The sequence below is a fragment of the Leucothrix mucor DSM 2157 genome, from assembly GCF_000419525.1.
Classification (GTDB): Bacteria; Pseudomonadota; Gammaproteobacteria; order Thiotrichales; family Thiotrichaceae; genus Leucothrix; species Leucothrix mucor.
The window spans coordinates 2,513,758-2,531,546 of the sequence record NZ_ATTE01000001.1 but is presented as its reverse complement, the minus strand read 5'-3'; the positions used below and the strand labels follow the sequence as shown (position 1 = coordinate 2,531,546).

16 protein-coding genes are annotated in these 17,789 nt (G+C 48.1%); 8 read left to right on the top strand and 8 right to left on the bottom strand.

The window, feature by feature from the left end; all coding sequences use genetic code 11:
* Positions 1 to 12: 12 nt before the first annotated feature.
* Entirely contained in the window at positions 13 to 414 is a 402-nt protein-coding gene (locus LEUMU_RS0111295) for an ACT domain-containing protein (protein ID WP_022952394.1), read from the top strand.
* Between the two features lie 10 nt (positions 415 to 424).
* Here LEUMU_RS0111295 and LEUMU_RS0111290 read toward each other — a convergent pair whose 3' ends face one another.
* From LEUMU_RS0111290 to LEUMU_RS25725, 3 genes are all read right to left on the bottom strand, one after another.
* The gene (locus tag LEUMU_RS0111290) at positions 425 to 1,012 is read right to left on the bottom strand and encodes a cupin domain-containing protein (protein WP_022952393.1); all 588 of its coding nucleotides are present in this window, start codon (positions 1,010 to 1,012) and stop codon (positions 425 to 427) included.
* A 144-nt stretch (positions 1,013 to 1,156) separates the two neighbouring features.
* Complete coding sequence (locus tag LEUMU_RS0111285; RefSeq protein WP_022952392.1) at positions 1,157 to 1,492, bottom strand: MGMT family protein; 336 nt, start codon at positions 1,490 to 1,492, stop codon at positions 1,157 to 1,159.
* Positions 1,493 to 1,498: 6 nt separating this feature from the next.
* Positions 1,499 to 3,385 (bottom strand): hypothetical protein, encoded by a 1,887-nt coding sequence (locus LEUMU_RS25725; RefSeq protein ID WP_022952391.1) that lies wholly within the window; start codon positions 3,383 to 3,385, stop codon positions 1,499 to 1,501.
* A gap of 354 nt (positions 3,386 to 3,739) precedes the next feature.
* Here LEUMU_RS25725 and LEUMU_RS0111275 point away from each other — a divergent pair, with 354 nt between their 5' ends.
* Complete coding sequence (locus tag LEUMU_RS0111275) at positions 3,740 to 5,632, top strand: hypothetical protein (RefSeq protein ID WP_022952390.1); 1,893 nt, start codon at positions 3,740 to 3,742, stop codon at positions 5,630 to 5,632.
* A gap of 25 nt (positions 5,633 to 5,657) precedes the next feature.
* Here LEUMU_RS0111275 and LEUMU_RS25720 read toward each other — a convergent pair whose 3' ends face one another.
* Both LEUMU_RS25720 and LEUMU_RS0111265 read right to left on the bottom strand, forming a co-directional pair.
* Positions 5,658 to 6,908: an ROK family transcriptional regulator gene (locus LEUMU_RS25720; protein WP_157474319.1), complete on the bottom strand. Its 1,251-nt coding sequence runs from the start codon at positions 6,906 to 6,908 to the stop codon at positions 5,658 to 5,660.
* Positions 6,909 to 6,915: 7 nt separating this feature from the next.
* On the bottom strand, positions 6,916 to 7,863 hold the full coding sequence (locus LEUMU_RS0111265; protein WP_022952388.1) for a carbohydrate kinase family protein: 948 nt from the start codon (positions 7,861 to 7,863) through the stop codon (positions 6,916 to 6,918).
* A 228-nt stretch (positions 7,864 to 8,091) separates the two neighbouring features.
* On the opposite strand from LEUMU_RS0111265, the gene LEUMU_RS0111260 reads away from it, so the two are divergent.
* From LEUMU_RS0111260 to LEUMU_RS0111235, 6 genes are all read left to right on the top strand, one after another.
* Entirely contained in the window at positions 8,092 to 9,117 is a 1,026-nt protein-coding gene (locus LEUMU_RS0111260) for a sugar ABC transporter substrate-binding protein (RefSeq protein WP_022952387.1), read from the top strand.
* Between the two features lie 107 nt (positions 9,118 to 9,224).
* Positions 9,225 to 10,283, top strand: a complete 1,059-nt coding sequence (locus LEUMU_RS0111255) for an ABC transporter permease (RefSeq protein ID WP_022952386.1) — start codon at positions 9,225 to 9,227, stop codon at positions 10,281 to 10,283.
* Positions 10,280 to 11,071, top strand: coding sequence for an ATP-binding cassette domain-containing protein (locus LEUMU_RS0111250; protein ID WP_022952385.1), 792 nt, complete (start codon positions 10,280 to 10,282; stop codon positions 11,069 to 11,071). The genes LEUMU_RS0111255 and LEUMU_RS0111250 overlap by 4 nt, the downstream gene beginning before the upstream one ends.
* Positions 11,064 to 11,678, top strand: coding sequence for a nucleoside triphosphate hydrolase (locus LEUMU_RS0111245; protein ID WP_022952384.1), 615 nt, complete (start codon positions 11,064 to 11,066; stop codon positions 11,676 to 11,678). The genes LEUMU_RS0111250 and LEUMU_RS0111245 overlap by 8 nt, the downstream gene beginning before the upstream one ends.
* A gap of 63 nt (positions 11,679 to 11,741) precedes the next feature.
* The gene (locus LEUMU_RS0111240) at positions 11,742 to 13,502 is read left to right on the top strand and encodes a coiled-coil domain-containing protein (protein WP_022952383.1); all 1,761 of its coding nucleotides are present in this window, start codon (positions 11,742 to 11,744) and stop codon (positions 13,500 to 13,502) included.
* A 38-nt stretch (positions 13,503 to 13,540) separates the two neighbouring features.
* On the top strand, positions 13,541 to 14,332 hold the full coding sequence (locus LEUMU_RS0111235; protein WP_022952382.1) for a glutathione S-transferase family protein: 792 nt from the start codon (positions 13,541 to 13,543) through the stop codon (positions 14,330 to 14,332).
* A gap of 44 nt (positions 14,333 to 14,376) precedes the next feature.
* Here the strand turns inward: LEUMU_RS0111235 and LEUMU_RS0111230 are convergent, their stop codons facing one another.
* From LEUMU_RS0111230 to LEUMU_RS25710, 3 genes are all read right to left on the bottom strand, one after another.
* Positions 14,377 to 15,096, bottom strand: a complete 720-nt coding sequence (locus LEUMU_RS0111230; protein ID WP_022952381.1) for a rhomboid family intramembrane serine protease — start codon at positions 15,094 to 15,096, stop codon at positions 14,377 to 14,379.
* A 61-nt stretch (positions 15,097 to 15,157) separates the two neighbouring features.
* Positions 15,158 to 16,546, bottom strand: a complete 1,389-nt coding sequence (locus LEUMU_RS25715; RefSeq protein ID WP_022952380.1) for an MATE family efflux transporter — start codon at positions 16,544 to 16,546, stop codon at positions 15,158 to 15,160.
* A 328-nt stretch (positions 16,547 to 16,874) separates the two neighbouring features.
* Positions 16,875 to 17,528, bottom strand: coding sequence for a DUF3299 domain-containing protein (locus tag LEUMU_RS25710; protein WP_022952378.1), 654 nt, complete (start codon positions 17,526 to 17,528; stop codon positions 16,875 to 16,877).
* Between the last annotated feature and the right edge of the window lie 261 nt (positions 17,529 to 17,789).

Below are 17,789 nucleotides of genomic sequence, written 5' to 3'. Positions count from 1 at the left end.
GGAGCACGAATAATGACTGGAATTACTGATTTAGAAGCATTGCTAAAGTCAATGTCGCCGGCACTGAATCCTGAAGAATATGTATTCTGTACGGTCGAAGGTGTGTATGGCGATTACGCGCACTTAAAGCCGAAAGCTAGTTTTTATGAGGATGAGGGGCTAACGTTGCTACTAACCACATCGGCTGCCGCTAGCGCCAAAATTGTCTTTGAGTCGACGTTTAAAATGATTACATTGACTGTGCATTCTAGCCTTGAGGCCGTTGGCCTAACGGCAGCAGTGTCCGCTAAGCTCACTGAGCATAATATCAGCGCTAATGTCATTGCAGCTTATTACCACGACCACATTCTAGTGCAGTCTGAGCGCGCAGAGGATGCGATGAAAGCCTTGGGTGAATTTAACCTTAGTGCTTGAGCTTGACCGCTTAGGCATCCGGCGTGTAAATAAATATAAGATCCTGATCCATTCCCTTTGGCTCAGTAGAGCGCTCAAAGACTAATAAATCTTCAGCGCCGATAATGCAATGCTCCATACCCGGTTCAAAGTTAAATGTACTACCGGGTGTAAGCTCGCTGACTAAAAGTGGTTTGCCTGATTGGTCACGTGAAAGCAAAATACCTGCGCCTTCCTTTACCTCAAGATATTCTTTTTTCAAGCTGTGAGTTTCGAGTGCCAGATACCCGCCAGCGTTAATCACTAACCACTTTTCAATTTGTGTTAGCTGGTATGCGGTAATTACTACGCCACCCCAAGGAGTTGGAATCACTTCATTCTCGATTGGTCCTGCTGCAATGCGCTGCTTGAGATCAGAAAATAGTTGAGAGGTTGAGCCACGGCTATTCGGAAAATGCTTTTGCCAAAGACTACACACGGCTTTGCAATAGGTGTTAAATGTTGCCTGAGAGTTTATCTGGCTAAATTGCAACAGATCATCTGCCAACTCGGTTAGCTCAGAATTCTGCTTGAGGGGAGTATGGTCTAAGTTAAACACTGTCGCTTGGCTGTGGGACATTTTCTGGATGCACTCAATAATTTTGTATCTGGCATTGTGTCAGAAAAGCGTTGTCAGACGGTATTAAATTAAGCGAGGAGTATTCAGAAGTTTAATAGGTGATTTGGGGTAGGGAACTGATGATCAGCTTGTGCCTTTGAAGAGCTACTCTGGCCCCCAGATTAGCGCATCTAAATCTTCAGATGGCTGTTCGGCAATGACTTTGCCATTTAACATGGTAACGCCTTCCAGCTCTAAACGCTGGCGCTGCGTATCGAATCCCTCACTGCCCACTTCGAAAGCAAGGCTGCGATCCGAGCGCACCACCCGATGCCACGGCAAAGATTTAGGACTTCGCCCCATCGCCTTACTCACCATGCGTGCATGTCGGGGAAAGCCCGCAGCGCGAGCCACTTCCCTATAAGCCATCACTTGCCCTCTGGGAATGGCGCTAACCACGGCCCAGATTGCAGTATCAAACTTAGCCTGATGTTCACTCACAAAGCGTTATTCCCAAGCGTTTGGCGCGGCTGGGTTGTTAAATAGCTCGTGAATGGCATTGGCTTCGGCTTGTGACGGATTAATCCAATTGGCGCGCTGGACAACCTGTTGATCTTTACTCGGGTTGTAAGCCACCTTTGTGGTTGTCGGTTTGGTTGGCACGCCAGGCTTAAAGCGACGATCCATTACATATTTACCAGGATTGTGCGCAGGCTTACTTTTACGCGCGACATGGCCAGCCTGAGTACAAGCAAACCACCAGCAGCGATCCGTTTTCTGGAAGTACATCAGTGCACGGTATTTCGGTGCTTTGGCAGGGTCTTGCGCAATGTGCTCTTTAATGCCCCAGCTGCCAATCCAGTTGTATTGGCGAGGTGCTGAGAAGGCAATAAACAACTTACCACCTGCCTTTTTCCAACCTTTCAGAAACTCATAATAAAGCTTAGCCATGCGCTCATCTTTATTCGATTGAATCAGGTATTTATTGGAAGCATCATTATTGCCATGGGTTTTATAAGCCACCAAATGCTGTCCACCCTCATAGGCAATCAGATTCAAGCCGTATTGCGCGGCAATCTTGTTTTGCTTACGAACTATTTTCAGTGTGTTAGGTACGGAGTAGGGGTTATTTGGCGAGCGTAACAGCGCGAATACTTCATCCAGACTGCTAATTTGTTTCTGTGCCTTTTGGCTGGCGTGGAAATAAGGCGCAATCGCCAGCGCATCCACATGCTTATAAGCTTCCTGATAACCCAGAATCATATGCGACATGGTTGTATTGGTGGTCATGCCACCCATGACTCGCACAATGCGGTTATTGCCGTTAAAGGCCGTTTCCCAAATTTTGAAAATCTCAACGCTGCGTTTGGAGTAAAACTTGAAGCCGGCAAAAATCTTATTCGCATCAAGCCCTAAACGCTCACCCATTCGCTGCATATGATGAGTTTGAGAGAAGACACCATTCCAAGTTTCATTGCTGTACTCAACATAAGCCTTGAGTTCGGGGTGCAGGTTTTTGCTAACGTACTCAGCATACTTTTGAATGAATTCATTATTGGCGCGATGTGGGAGGTTGAACCAAGGGTCCGCTCCGGTCAGGTTAGCCAGTTTGACCATCACTTCCAGCGGTGCGCCGCGAACGCCTTCTTTACCACCCCAAGTGGCTTTTTCTGGTGTTGGGCGATTATCCCAGATACCCATCGGATTACGCGTAATGCCTGACATATTCATCAGGCGGATTACTCGAAAATCCTTCATAAAGTTTAGATATTCAGGGTTAAACACCAACTCATCAGAGTGCTGCGCAAATGACATAAATGGATTGCTTGGGCCACAATCTTTCGCTTCAGCCACTTTACGGAATGGATTACCTTTGCAAATACCACCGGGCATTAAAATGCGGATGTTGCGAACGTAGTTATTGGGGTTACTTTCTACAATGCTGAGCGATGCGCTGATTTTTTTGTCCGCACCAGGGCGAATTTCAATTAAATCACGACCGGGCAGGCGGCGAACTAATTTGGCATTCACACCATAATTGATGACACCTTCGCCATCATAAAAGACATTATAAACCGCACTGGGGATGCTGTTGGCAGGGTAGCCACCAATAAAGCGCGTTCCGGCGATACCGCCATTCAGATTACTTGGCCAACCATTTTCATCATAGTCAATATTGCCTTTGGTGAGCCAGGGGCGGGCTTCATCGAATGGCAGGGCAAGCTTAAATAGGTTGAGAAACGGAACACTGGAATCCATATCCATGGTTTCGTTGGTGTTGATGCCGAGAGGGGAAGTACGGTTACCGGTGAAGGCGTGTAGCGGTTGAAAGGCACTTAAAAAGATAAGCAACAAAGGGAGGCTTAGTCCCAATACACGGGTTTTATTCATCATAATACGTCTTCATTTTTTCTCGGGGTGGGTGCCCTGAGCGGAATGGGAGTATATCGCGTTACAAGTTCTTGCATTTTCCACAAATCCGGGGGGATCTGCCGATTAACTGTAACTGAACCCTGACTGTATATTAAGAAATGGCCGTGGAGTCAACTTTTTCAGTGGCTAATCAATAAGATTAGCAGATTTTATGAATCATAATTTTGGCTGAATTAGCCCTAACATCCGCAGTTTAACTGGGTTTTAGCGAATGCTTAAGCGTATTTATTCGCAGGGCTACTGCTACCCGTTCATCGCCGAATCCGGTATCATGAGCCAACATAAAAATTATACAAGTGATAGGAGAGCTGCTTAATGAGTATTTTACGGGTTTTAAAATACCTGGTGATGGGTGTCGTGGTCGGCGCAGTGTTATTTTTTGCGGGTTTTGGGGTATTGAACCTGGTTGATAAAAACGCTGAATCGGAAGTGGTTCAAAATCCAGCGGCAATAAAAGACCCCAATACAGCTGAGCTTTCACCGCCAACAATTACGGTTACCTCAACGGCGGACCCTGCTGAGATTGTTAATGACGCCAGCAACCCGATTAAGATCAAACCGCTTGATAGTGAAGATCAAAGCGGAGATGAGACGACTGATGACGCGGCCGATGCGGTTGCTTTTGGCTCGCTCACACTCAGCACGGTAACGGCGGCTAATAATCAGCCTGTCAATGCTGACTTCCTAATCCAAAATAGTGAAAATGCGGTGATTGCGCTGGTTAAAAAGACAGCCGCAACTACACTGAGCTTACCGGTTGGAAATTACAAAATTACGGTCACCCAAGCCGATCAGAAGATTGTTCGGTTTTTAGGCGTGCGTGAAGGCCAGCAGGGCGCTGAAGTATTTGAGTTGGATTTATCTGATGCGGTTGCTAAAGCGAATACGCCAGCTGCCGGTACGGTTTCTGTGATTGCTGATGATACAACTGCTGTGACCGATAGCAGTACATCTGGGACCAGTGAGTTGGTCGATGAAGTGGCTCCGGTAACTGCAGAAGGTACCGATGTAGCCACCACTGTCACTGAAACGGCGACTGCTGCAGAAACAGATGCGGATGCTACACAAACGGCTACAGCAGAAGCTGAGACTGACACTGAAACAGCAGAAGTTCCAGCTGATGGAGTCGGTGGTCTGCGCGTGTCTGCCTTAACCAAAGAAGGCAAACGCCCGGTTAAAGCCAGCTTCTATATCCAACGCCTAAACGGTGAAAATGTTGATAACCGTAAAAACGTAGAAACTGAGCAATTTTCATTGCCAGCGGGTCGTTATCGCGTGACTGCCAGAACTCAGGATGTTCGCTTAGTCGAAGATGTCGATGTACTGGCAGGCAAGGGATTACATCAGATCTTTTTAGTTCCCGAGCCTGAAACCGCAGCCGCGCCAGTGGCTACGCCGACGCCAAGAGCGAGTGCTCCAGCCCCAAGAGCCACTACTCCAGAGGCTCCTGCAAGAGTTGCGACACCAACCAGAGTACCAGTTGCACCTCCGACACCCGCAGCAACACCGAGAGCAACAGCACCCAGCACGCCAGAGCCTTCTGCTACGGGCAAAACCGGTCGTTTAGAGTTGTTTGCACAACGTGCCTCTAACCAAAGTGCGGTTAAGTCTAATTTTTACATTCAAACGCCAGATGGTAAGTTAGTCACTAACAAAACGTATGTTGATTCGATTGGCTATAAACTGCCAGTGGGCCGATACCGTGTCACTGTGCGAGCCAATGGCTTTGTCGATAAAACAGTCGATATGCGAGTCAGGGACGGCCAGACGCGTCGTGAAGTGTTTAAGTTAGAGCCGATTGCCGCAGCACCACAGCCTGCTCCAGTTTCTTCTACACCGATCCCTGTGATTCCACCGGCACCGATTGTGGTTCAACCGCCAGTGGCAGTGCCTCAGGCACCACAAGTGCAGCAGCAAGCGAGTCCGGGTAATCCTAATCGCCGTGGTGGCCTTCAGGTGAATATCATTTCAGCACGTGATGGCTCTGGCTTGATTGCGGATATCGCGGTGGTCAACGGAAATGGACGAGTGATTCGTCGGGCAGATGGTGTATCGACGGCTAACTTTGCTTTGCCAGCGCGTGAGTTTATGGTGCGGGTTATCTATGGTGGTTTGATTACCAATGAAAAAGTGATGATTCAACCACGTAAAATTGCGATTAAAACCATTCGTTTCTCAGAGCGCCAGCAGCGAGGCGTTCGCCAGTAAGCTTAAAGCAGGTCGGGCAGTGTAATTACTGCCCGACAAATGCGACATCACGATTGCGGGTAAAGTTGGCCAGTATTGGCAATGAAGCCCCACCCAAAATTCGGGCATTCGACCCTAATGTGCCACTCACCACCGTGACCGGCGACAAGCCTTGTTTATCCATCTTTTCCAACTCTTGCTGTACTTTGACAGTAATGGTTTGCCGGATGTCATCCGGAATATCGCCATCAATCACAATCGCGGGGAAGTCGAGCACCGATACCGCTGACACAATGGCATAAGCCAAGTCCTGACTCAGTTGCTCAATCCATTGTTGTAATGGTTCGCCCAAGCCAGACCAATCCTGCCCGGTATCCCAAATCACCGACGTATCCATACCTGCCTTTTCAAGCAAGCGCTGGAGATTAACCTTTGATGTATCGCGGACCAGTTGGTAGGAACTATCGCCATCTTTAGGATCACGTACTCGGATAGGCATGGAGTTTAGCGCACCGGCATTGCCGCTGGGGCCTTCAAATACCGCACCGTTTAATACCACACCACCGCCAATAAAATAGCCGATGTAGATATACAAGAAATTATCGTGCTTGGCTAAATTGCCAAATGTCAGCTCAGCTGCGCAGGCAGCAGTCGTATCATTTTGCAGATAGGCCACTAGTCCGCTGGCATCACTGACTTCTTGTTTAATATCGAACTGTTTCCAGTCATTCAGTACGGACTCCGGCGCACCCACTTCCTGACCCCAACTCCACAGCTCAAAAGGCGTGGCTATGCCAATGCCGGCAATTCGCTGCTGCTTTTCTGGGGATAGGGTGGCGATCATTGGGCCGATATTGTCGGTAATAAAATTCAATAAATCCTGAGTCACCGGATAGCGATAGCTGATCGAGCAACGCTCAAGAATATTGCCGACAAAGTCCATCAGCATGAGTTCGCTACGATGGCGGCCGATTTTCAGGCCAACCGAGAAGGCACCATCCGGATTTAATGAAAATGGGACGCTGGGTTGACCGACCTTGCCGCGCACCGGTTCGCCTTTGACGATGAGCTCATCCGCCTCCAGTTGCTTCATAATCACCGAGATAGTTTGTGCAGACAAGGCTGTCTGACGCGCTATCTCGGCTTTTGCTAAACCAGTCTGGTGGCGAACGATAGACAATACAAGGCGCTCATTATAAATGCGCCCACCGCTTTGATTAGTCCCAAGGCTTAGATTATTTGAGCCTTGGGCTTTCTCTTCTGGCTTATCCTGATCGTCGTCTTTGTCATCGCTCATCAGTGTATTACCCAGCCAGTGCTGTTTGAACATCAGCAAGGGTTGGCAAATCAGCGCCTTGGCGAGAACAGGTGATCGCGGCAGCAACGGCGGCAAACTCACCAATGGTTTTTAGCTTGCTGTCATCCAGCTGGCTTTCCCAGTCATTGTTCTGCTGGCGAAGCTCAAGCAGTTGATAAATCAATGAGGTTTGGAAGGTATCGCCCGCGCCAACGGTATCAGCCACCACGATTTTAGGCGCAACTACAGTCGCGTTACCGGTTTTACTCCACAGCTGAGCGCCTTTGCCACCTTGGGTGAATGCCACCAAGCCAACCCCAAGGGCTAGCCATTCTGCAACTTTCGCTTCAACCGGCGTATCAGGGTAAAGGTGATCGTAGTCCTCATCACTGATTTTCAGCAAGTTAGCGCGCTGTGCAATAAGGGCAACACGCTCACGCCATATCTCAACATTTGGCTCAACACCTAAGCGCACATTAGGGTCTAGGGAAACCAGACAAGAATCCGGCTGCTGCTGCATTAAGCTTAATAGGGTGTCGGCTGTTGGTGGCGTAACAATGGAGTAAGAACCCAAGTGTAAGCCAGTCAGGCTATGGCCTGTCGGTAAATCGCCCATCAGTACAGAGCGGTCAGCCGCGCCATTACCGTAAAACGCGTAGTCCGGCACACCGTGCTCATCTTTTTGGATAAAGCTAAGCGTGGATGGGGCAGCCTTGCGAATAGTGAAGTCGGTGTTTACCTTTTCATTTTCAAGGATAGCCATCAGACGTTGGCCAAGGAAATCTTGTGAAACACCGGTCAATAAGCCGGATGATTCGCCGAGTCTGGCAAGGCCAATGGCCACATTAAAAGGTGAGCCGCCAGCGACTGCATCTAAAGGAAGGCGCGTATCTGTTAGGTCAATAGAACCATCTACAAAAACATCGAAAAGTGCTTCACCGCAAACTAAAAACATGATTCTGATTTCCTCTTAATTAAGTAAAGTAGCCATGTGACTTACTTAGTATGTACTAAAATATAGGCGACCATTATAGAAGGTGCAAGATAATAAATAAATCATTTGGAATTATTTATTGACAGTGGTCGACCTAAAGCGTTTAATAGCAACATCGAAGCTCAGTACCACCATTGCGAAACTGAGTATCATCGGTAATTCAAGATTTTTGTTTCTGAGGAGGAACATATGAAACACAACACACTTAAGCTGGCTATCGCAACTTCTGTATTGGCTGCAGGCTTTACCTCGGCTCCCGCTTTCTCTAAAGACATCGTCTGTCTGATCACTAAAACTAATTCCAATCCATTCTTCGTTAAGATGAAAGAAGGCGCCGAAGCTAAAGCTGAAGAGCTGGGCATGGAGCTGCGTTCGTTTGCCGGTAAAATTGATGGCGATAGTGAAACTCAGGTCGCCGCTGTTGAGAACTGCATCTCCTCAGGCGCTAAAGGGATTCTGATTACGGCTTCTGACTCTAAAGCGATTGTTCCTTCTATTGATATGGCGCGCAAAGAAGGCCTGCTGGTTATTGCACTGGATACGCCACTGGAGCCAACCACAGCGGCTGATGCAACCTTCGCAACGGATAACTTCAAAGCCGGCATACTGATCGGTGAGTGGGCTAAAGCCAATATGGGTGATGCGGCTAAAGATGCCAAAATTGCATTGCTGGACTTGAGTGCTTTAGGTGTATCGGTTGATTACCAGCGTGACAACGGTTTCCTACAAGGCTTTGGTATCGATATTAAAGACCCGACCAAAATGGGCGACGAAGATGACCCACGTATCGTTGGTAATGAAGTAACCAGTGGTAACGAAGAGGGTGGCCGTACTGCAATGGAAAACTTATTGCAGAAAGATCCTGAAATCAATTTGGTTTACACCATTAATGAGCCTGCCGCAGCCGGTGCTTATGAAGCGCTAAAATCAGTTGGCCGTGAGAAAGACGTATTAATCGTCTCAGTTGATGGTGGTTGTCCAGGTGTTGAGAACATTAAAGATGGCGTGATTGGTGCGACTTCAATGCAATTCCCACTATTAATGGCTTCATTAGGCGTAGAAGCAGTTGCTGAGTTTGCTAAAACCGGTAAGAAGCCAGAGAACTCTGAAGGTCTGGATTTCGTTAACACGGGTGTCAAGCTGATCACAGATTCTCCAGTAGAAGGCATTGAGTCTACGTCTTCTGAAGAAGGTTTGAAGCTTTGCTGGGGATAATAACCAGTTCGTACAATAGCTATTAATTAGCTGATACAAAAAGATCCCGCAATGACGCTTAAAATTGGTTTTTGCGGGATTTTTATATAAAGCGGGAGAGAAATAGTATGACAAAGCAAAGTTTTGAAGAGGTGTTGGATTCCAGTGACCGGAGTGTCGCGGAATTTAAACACGAACGACGCAGCTTTATAGAGCAGTTGCAACACATCCTTCACGGGAATATCACCATCATTCCGCTGCTTGTTCTGGTCATCAGTTTTGTTGGCTTTGGACTGGTTGCAGGCGAGCGTTTCTACGCGCCATTTAATTTATCGCTGATTATTCAGCAGGTCACTATTATCGGTATTTTGGGTATTGCCCAAACACTGATTATCCTGACCGCAGGTATTGACCTGTCAGTGGCGGCCATCATGGTGCTGTCATCGGTGGTGATGGGTAATATGGCGGTGAGTGTTGGAATGCCAGCCTTTATCGCGATTCCGATTGGCTTCATTACCGGCATGGTCTGTGGTGCGGTGAATGGCTTATTGATTACCCGATTTAAGTTGCCACCCTTTATTGCGACCTTAGGTACCTGGAATATTTTCTTTGCGCTGAACCTTTGGTACTCCGGTAGCCAGTCGATTCGTAGTCAAGCCATTGATAAAACGGCACCATCGCTCAAGTTCTTTGGTGAACGGGTAGAGATATTTGGTACCCAGTTTACCTACGGCTCCTTTTTGATGATCGCCCTGTGTGTATTGTTCTGGTACTTATTAAACCGAACCGCCTGGGGTAAGCATGTGTATGCGGTCGGTGATGACCCGGAAGCGGCTGAGTTATCGGGTATTCGCACCAGTAGAATTTTAATGTCGGTCTATATAACGGCGGGTTTGCTGTGTGGTCTTGCGGCATGGGCAGCCATCGGTCGTATCGGCTCAATCAGTCCTCAAAGTTTTTATGAAGGCAATCTGGAAGCGATTACCGCAGTAGTGATTGGCGGAACCAGTCTGTTTGGTGGGCGCGGCTCGGTAATTGGTACCATTATCGGTGCATTGATTGTGGGTGTGTTCAGGAATGGCTTGGCACTCGCGGGTGTAGATGTGTTGTGGCAAGTGTTCGCTATTGGTTGGTTAATTATTATCGCAGTTGCATTCGACCAGTGGGTCAGGAAGGTGTCAGCATGAGTCAGATTCAACCTATCTTACAAGCGAAAGGCTTGGTGAAACGTTATGGTCGTGTCACGGCGTTGGATCATGCCGACTTTGAACTGTACCCCGGTGAAGTACTGGCGGTCATTGGTGATAACGGTGCGGGTAAATCCTCACTGATCAAAGCGGTTTCCGGTGCGACAATTCCTGATGAAGGTGATGTTTGGCTGGAAGGTCAGAAAATTAATTTTCGCTCGCCAATGGAAGCTCGGGAAAGCGGCATCGAAACGGTGTATCAGAACTTGGCATTGTCGCCAGCTTTATCGATTGCCGACAATATGTTTCTAGGTCGTGAGATTCGTAAACCCGGCTTTATGGGAAAATGGCTACGCATGTTGGACCGTGCGCAAATGCAGAATATCGCCCGCGATAAGCTGACCGAGCTTGGTTTAATGACGATTCAAAATATCAACCAAGCGGTAGAGACTTTATCTGGTGGTCAGCGTCAAGGTGTTGCGGTAGCGCGTGCGGCGGCCTTTGGTAGCAAAGTAATTATCATGGATGAGCCGACAGCGGCGCTAGGTGTGAAAGAGTCACGTCGCGTACTGGAGTTGATTCAGGATGTAAAATCCCGTGGAACGCCGATCGTCTTGATCAGTCACAATATGCCCCATGTTTTTGAAGTGGCAGACCGGATTCACATTCACCGTTTAGGCAAGCGTTGTGCGGTGGTTGATCCAAAAAACTGCAGCATGTCAGATGCGGTTGCAATCATGACCGGCGCCATGGAGCCACCTGCGGAGATGTATCAACCGTATGGCTGAGCAGATACAAGCGCTGGTCGATGAGATTCAGCAACTGGCCAGTACTGGCAATCGTGTGATTATCGCGATTGCCGGTCCGCCGGCTGCGGGGAAGTCAACCTTTGTTGAAACCCTGCAGCAGGCGATTGCCGGCTCAGTCGTGGTGCCGATGGATGGATTCCATTTGGATAACCGCATTCTCGAGTCGCGTGGTTTGTTGGCCCGTAAGGGTAGCCCACCAACCTTTGATGCCCTTGGCTATTACCATTTGATCAAACGCTTACGAGCAGATGAAGAAATCGTAATTGCGCCGACCTTTGATCGGGCAGCGGATTTATCCAGAGCAGGCGCGATTGAAATTCCACGCTCAGCGCGCATTCTTCTTACCGAAGGAAACTACTTATTACTGAATCAGCAGCCTTGGAAATTACTGCCAGAACTGTTTGATTTAACGATAAAATTATCCGTTCCTGAGACGATATTAAGTGAGCGATTAGTACAGCGTTGGTTGGACCATGGTTTGTCGGCAGAAGCTGCTTTGCAACGTGCGGAACAAAATGATTTACCTAATGCGCGCTTAGTGCTCGAAGCATCAGCAAAAGCGGATCGAATCATTAACAATTTCTAAATCCATTTTGTAGTGGGTTCGCGTAGACTAACGCATTCATTTTGTTTTTTATCGGGTATGTCGATGCGAAATCCATGCTATTTAGTTCCACTCGTATTTTGTTTACTGTTTGCCGGTGTTGCGCACGCAGAAGATGCCTCGGTGGCAGAGGCGCCTGCGGCAGCTAAAGCGACCGAGAAAAAAACGACTAAGGACGACTCCATTACCGAGCCTGGCTTTACGGTAGAGGTCGTTGATCCCGAGGTTCAGAAGCAGCAAAGCGTGGCGGATAGCTTGGATGCGACCCGTTTAGCGCTTGATGCAAAGATAAAAGAGCAAACTGCACTGCAGAATACTCTCAAGCGCGCCGACCCGACAGCCCGCACAGAGATACAAGCTGAACTGGATAAAGTTAACGACAGCGTTAAATTACTGCGCCAATCGTTTGAGCAGTTAGCCATTGGCGGCCTCAGCCTTGAGGTGTTTGGTGAAAAAGAGCAAGAGTTTGATTGGCGAAAAGAGTTGGTGCTGGTTACACAGCCGATTCTAGAGTCGTTAAAAGATCTGACAGACAAGCCCCGTAAGCTGGATCGTTTGCGCACGATTATTTCTGATCGCAACCAGCAAGCCGAGAAAATCAATAAAGCCATTGAGTCGATTAATGCCAAAATTGAGGCCGACCCCAAACCTTCCGCTGCCTTATTAAAAAGTCTAAAAGACTTACTGGCAACTTGGGAAGCGAATCAAAAAGAGAACCAGCGGCAAATCGAATTAGCCCAATTCCAGTTAGAAAGCTTATTAGGTAATAACGCATCTTGGTGGGAAACCACGAAAAGCGCCACCGAGAGCTTTTTCCGTGGTCGGGGGCTGACCTTACTGTATGTGATCGGTGCTTCGGTTTTCGTTTGGCTGTTTATGAAAGCCCTGAGATGGGTACTGCTTTACAGTAAGCGCGCAGCGGATGATGATAAGCATAAAAAGCAAACTCGCTACCGTGTCGCTTTCTATCTCTACAAGTTACTGACCACGATACTAATGACCATCTCGATTATGGTCGTTCTGTATATCCGAGGTGATTTACTGCTGCTGGCCTTGGTGATCGTGATCTTTATCGGCTTTGCGATGGCGATGCGTCAATTGCTGCCGAAGTATGTCACAGAAGCACGTTTACTATTAAACCTTGGCACCATCCGTGAAGATGAGCGGGTGATCTACAACAGCATTCCTTGGCAGATTATTCATATCAATGTGCACTCTGTGTTGCGCAACCCTGAGTTACAAGGTGTATTGCGAGTGCCATTATCGGAAATGACCTCGCTTAACTCACGTCCTTTGAGTAGTAATGAGCCATGGTTCCCGTGTAAGAAAGGGGACTTCTTATTGATGCCTGATGGTGCGGTTGCTGAAGTGCTATTACAAACCCCGGAGAATGTTGAATTGCAATCCCGTGGTGGTATGCGGATTACGTATCCTTCTTCAAGTTTCTTTGGCATGGATTTTTATAATCTCACCACTGGTGGCAGTTTTGGTGTGGCCTCAACCTTTGGGATTGATTACTCACATATTCGCATCAGTCTTACCGAAGTACCGGGTATCTTCAAAAAAGCCGTTGCGGAAGGTCTACGTTCCTCTGGGCTAAATGAGCATGTTATGGATGTGCTGGTTGACTTCAAAACGGCCAACAGTTCTTCGCTGGATTTCTTGATTTATGTGACCATGAGTAGCCGCGCTGCCTCGTCTTATTTCAAGATTGAGCGGATTATTCAGCAGAGCTGCGTGAGCGCTTGTAATGAGAAAAACTGGGATATCCCATTCCCGCAGTTGACGGTTCACAAAGTCGATTAAATTGCCTTAACCGTTTGATAGCGCGGCACTGCCTGACTATGGCAGCCGCGCCGTCTGCATGGTATAACATCATTCCTATCCCCCAAGTCTCGGAGTCAGTCATCATGCTAAAGCTGTATCAATTCCCGGTCTCACATTATTGTGAAAAAGTGCGCTGGGCATTGGAGCTAAAAGATTTGCCATATCGCAAAGTGAATCTGCTACCGGGACCCCACGTTAAAAAAGCCAAAGCCTTAGCGGCCACCAGTGAGCTGCCGATTTTGGAGCATAAAAGCCACATTGTGCAGGGCTCCCGGGAAATCATTACCCACCTTGATAACCAGTTTTCACGTCGTCCATTAACGCCGGAACATCCTGATGCCCGTAAACTGGCGATGGCTTGGGAGTCTTACGCGGATCGCGAAATCGGCCCGCCAGTGCGCCTGTTGTGGTATCACACAATGCTGGAGCATAAAGATACCTCGGTACAGATGTTATCCCAGGATGGCCCTTGGTATGGCACGATGATGGTGAAGTTTGCGTATCCGAAAATGGCAGAAGCCATGCGCGAGATGATGAATATTAATGATGATACGGCCAGACAAGCCGTTGGCCAAATTGAAGTGGCGCTTAATAATATTCACGAAACGCTGGGTGATAATGAGTTTTTAGTAGCGGACACTTTTACTCGCGCGGATTTGGCAGTTGCCTCTTTATTAGCGCCACTGCTGATGCCAAAAGGTTATGGCTCGGTTTGGCCAGAAACTATTCCTCAGCCACTGCTGGGGCATATGGCTGATTTCAATTCCCGCTTGGGTTGGGTTGAACACCTATACAGTAACTTCCGATAAGGCTTAGTGGTCTGGCCCTAATGAGATTATTAGGGCCAGATTTTTCAGGCTTTATTGCGCCTCAACATCATCAGTAGGAAGCCAATTAGCGCACCACCCAAATGTGCAAAGTGCGCAATCCCCGCGCCAAAGATTGAGAAGCCGGTCACGCCGGAGAATAAATCAATCATCAAAATCGCCGGTACAAAATACTTCGCGGCAATCGGAAACGGCAGAAACAGCAGCATTAATTTGCTATTGGGATAAGTAATGGCAAAGGCGACCAGCACTCCGTAGATGGCTCCAGAAGCCCCTAATACCGGAGTGTGGTAGGTCATATAAAACTCCAGCAACATCTCGGAAGAGAGTCCGCTGATATTGGCATTATAACTCCCCGTATCCAGAATCTGCTGAATCTCCAGCGCACCCATGCCAATCGCCCGGAGCTGATCAAAGTCGGCGGTAAACTGAAAGTAATTCACCAAGGTGTAAATAATGCCAGCACCAATGCCGGCCGCAAAATAGAAGAATAAGAATTTGCGCGTACCCCAGATCGATTCCAATGCCGTACCAAACATCCACAAACCCAGCATATTGAATAAAATATGCATCACTCCGCCATGCATAAACATGCTGGTGACATATTGCCAGATGCCGTAAGACGGATTCGATGGATAATACAGCGCCAACCACTGATTGAGCTCTACCGTACTGAGGCTATTTAATCCAAACATCACGACGTTAATGGCGATGAGTACGGTTACAGCTGGGGTCATTCTATTCATTACTTGTCCGGCTCCGGTCAGTGATCGTTGAGAATAGCATTGCTCAATCAGTCGGTCTAATTCAGGCTGATACGGCAGGCGTATCGATGGCTGAGCGTGTGATCAGATGGAAGCGAATATTCATCGCAATGGCGGCGACGGCTAAGCCTGCGACCAATCCCATCCACAAACCAGCAGGGCCCATATTTTGTCCAATGCCAAAGTTAAGTGCGGTACCCATACCAACCACCCAATAACAGAAAATCGCAATCAGCATGGGGATTTTGGTGTCTTTTAATCCGCGCAGCACACCCACCGCACCGATTTGTAAACCATCGACAATCTGGAACAATGCAGCAAATATTAGCAACTGAGAGGCGATACTCACGACTGCCATTTCATCGGTATATAAGCCGGCCAGCATGCTGCCAAATAGCCATAAGACCAGTGCCGAGGCGGTACAAATTGCGCCGCATAATAGAATGCCAAGCTGGCCGCGTTTGCGGGCGGTTAAGCGATTCCCGGCGCCAGTGGCTTGGCCAATGCGCACCGTCAGCGCCATCGACACGCCTAGTGGAATCATAAAGGCAATCGAGGCAATATTAAGCGCAATCTGGTGGCCCGCGGCGGCCTCCACGCCAAAACGGCCCATCAATAAAGCTGTGGCGGTAAATAAACCCACTTCCATGCCCATTGAGATCGCGATTGGAAAGCCAAGCTTAAAGGTTTGGTAAATGTGTTTCCAGTCTGGCCCGGTCATGCGCTTGCGAAGATTATAGTCTTCATATCTGGAAGTGCGCAGGGTGTAGGTGTACAGCATCACACAGCCCAGCAATTGGGCGATACCGGTTGACAGTGCGGCACCTGAAGCGCCCATTTCCGGAAAGCCAAAGTTGCCATACATCAATAGGTAGTTACCAACGATATTCACGGGCAGAATAATGATCTGAATCCATAAAATCGGCATGGTGTTGCCATTGGCTTCGTTAAATGAGCGCGGCACTAAATACAGGCAGTTAAATGGCAGGCTCCATGCTACCCAGTGAATGTAGTCGGTAGCCGCAGGAATAATCTCTTCTTCAACGCCAATCAGTGGCATCACATAAACCAGCGACAACACGATGGCGACTTGAAAGACGCCTACGGTCAGTGCCAGCCAAATTCCTTGGCGCAGCTCTTCGCGAATTAAGGGGTGATTATTGGCACCGATATGTTGGGCAATAATAGGGCTGAGTGCCAACATGACACCAATGCCGAGTAAAGCCACAAAAAACCACAAGGATGAGCCCAGCGCAATGGCGGCAATGCTCAACGCGTCGATGCGTCCGGCCATTACCGTGTCGATAACCCCCATGCCCATTTGTAAAAGCTGGGCGAGAATAATGGGGAGCGCAATCACAGCAATACTGCGTAATTCTGCGATACGGTTGAATGGAGTATCGCCAGGGATACGGTTTGTGGTAGTAGGCATAACGGTCTCAAAAGTGTGTTGAATGTCGGTTCAACGGTAGTGTTTTATACATTTAAAAAATGACGACGCTGTACTATTGATCATTAATTATCAACCATTCGGTTAAAATTCTGATACAAAATCCATGCGATTTATTGTATAACCAAATGGTAATAAAGGTTTGCCGCGCATTAAGCTTGGCAACATATTAGGAGAGAGAACGAATGAACACTGTAAAACGCTGGATCATCGAACTTGAAATCTCATGGCTGCGCATCCGCAAATTACCGCGGACGCAGGGTACTAATGACGCTAAGTGAGTCAATCTTTGGCTGTTAGGATAAGCCTGTTAAATGTCGTCTTCTTCAGTGTAAGGCTCGATTTTAGCATTGCTAATCCGATAGCCAGCGTCGCCGATTTTGGTGTTTTCACCCTCGGTGGTTAATACCCCGGTGACCCAGATTGGGTCTTCAATGCCGCTACCACGAATGCCATCTCCAATTTTAGCTTTGACCAGCACGGTTTGGTTAAGTGGCGGTGGTGGTGAATGGATACACGCCCCAAAATACGGCACCAGCAAAAACTCAACCAACTCACCGTTAGCGTGCTGCAATGGTGCAATAAAGCCCGGTATTCTCACCAACTTCTGATTAAGCTTGTCATTAACCGGCGCGGCTTTTAATTCATCATTGATCTTGGTGAACAACTCGACTGACTTCTCGCTGTAGTCATGTGCGCCAAATTGCTTGATCTCTTCTTCGTACTTACCGTAAATATCATCCGGCTTAAAGCCATCTGGCATCAGTGCTTCCCACTCTAATTGCTGGGGCGCTTCACCTTGAACCAGTGCATCCTGCGGGACGACTTTATCGGCCTCGACGTTATATTCTTGTGCCAGTGCTTGCTGGTTTTCATCTGTGTTGCCGGCATCGCTACAGGCTTGTAGGAATACACTTAAAGCCAATATTACTGGCAGGCCTAATGTAGAGTTGTGATTGAACATACGATTTCCGCACTAAAGTTTAACAAGCAAGCAATTTGGCAAGGTGCGAGGGTCGGTTAATAAGCCCGGCACCCAGCTAAATAGAGCGCCAAGAATAACGGTTGCAGCTGAGATTAGCCACTGTTGTGAGTCTGGCGCGCTGAGCGGATGATCAATGCTAAATGTCGCACTGAAAACCCAAACTCAGATTGGCGAAGACTAGCAGAAGCAGGGCGGTTTTTTATTAGCTTTTGATTAACTTTTTGATGTAAATAGTCGGGT

Coding starts and splice junctions, on each gene's coding strand:
- LEUMU_RS25725 (WP_022952391.1), bottom strand. CDS start 3,385: ATGATGAATAAAACCCGTGTATTGGGACTAAGCCTCCCTTTGTTGCTT.
- LEUMU_RS25715 (WP_022952380.1), bottom strand. CDS start 16,546: ATGCCTACTACCACAAACCGTATCCCTGGCGATACTCCATTCAACCGT.
- LEUMU_RS0111290 (WP_022952393.1), bottom strand. CDS start 1,012: ATGTCCCACAGCCAAGCGACAGTGTTTAACTTAGACCATACTCCCCTC.
- LEUMU_RS25710 (WP_022952378.1), bottom strand. CDS start 17,528: ATGTTCAATCACAACTCTACATTAGGCCTGCCAGTAATATTGGCTTTA.
- LEUMU_RS0111275 (WP_022952390.1), top strand. CDS start 3,740: ATGAGTATTTTACGGGTTTTAAAATACCTGGTGATGGGTGTCGTGGTC.
- LEUMU_RS0111265 (WP_022952388.1), bottom strand. CDS start 7,863: ATGTTTTTAGTTTGCGGTGAAGCACTTTTCGATGTTTTTGTAGATGGT.
- LEUMU_RS0111255 (WP_022952386.1), top strand. CDS start 9,225: ATGACAAAGCAAAGTTTTGAAGAGGTGTTGGATTCCAGTGACCGGAGT.
- LEUMU_RS0111295 (WP_022952394.1), top strand. CDS start 13: ATGACTGGAATTACTGATTTAGAAGCATTGCTAAAGTCAATGTCGCCG.
- LEUMU_RS0111245 (WP_022952384.1), top strand. CDS start 11,064: ATGGCTGAGCAGATACAAGCGCTGGTCGATGAGATTCAGCAACTGGCC.
- LEUMU_RS0111235 (WP_022952382.1), top strand. CDS start 13,541: ATGGCAGCCGCGCCGTCTGCATGGTATAACATCATTCCTATCCCCCAA.
- LEUMU_RS0111260 (WP_022952387.1), top strand. CDS start 8,092: ATGAAACACAACACACTTAAGCTGGCTATCGCAACTTCTGTATTGGCT.
- LEUMU_RS0111240 (WP_022952383.1), top strand. CDS start 11,742: ATGCGAAATCCATGCTATTTAGTTCCACTCGTATTTTGTTTACTGTTT.
- LEUMU_RS0111250 (WP_022952385.1), top strand. CDS start 10,280: ATGAGTCAGATTCAACCTATCTTACAAGCGAAAGGCTTGGTGAAACGT.
- LEUMU_RS25720 (WP_157474319.1), bottom strand. CDS start 6,908: ATGAGCGATGACAAAGACGACGATCAGGATAAGCCAGAAGAGAAAGCC.
- LEUMU_RS0111230 (WP_022952381.1), bottom strand. CDS start 15,096: ATGAATAGAATGACCCCAGCTGTAACCGTACTCATCGCCATTAACGTC.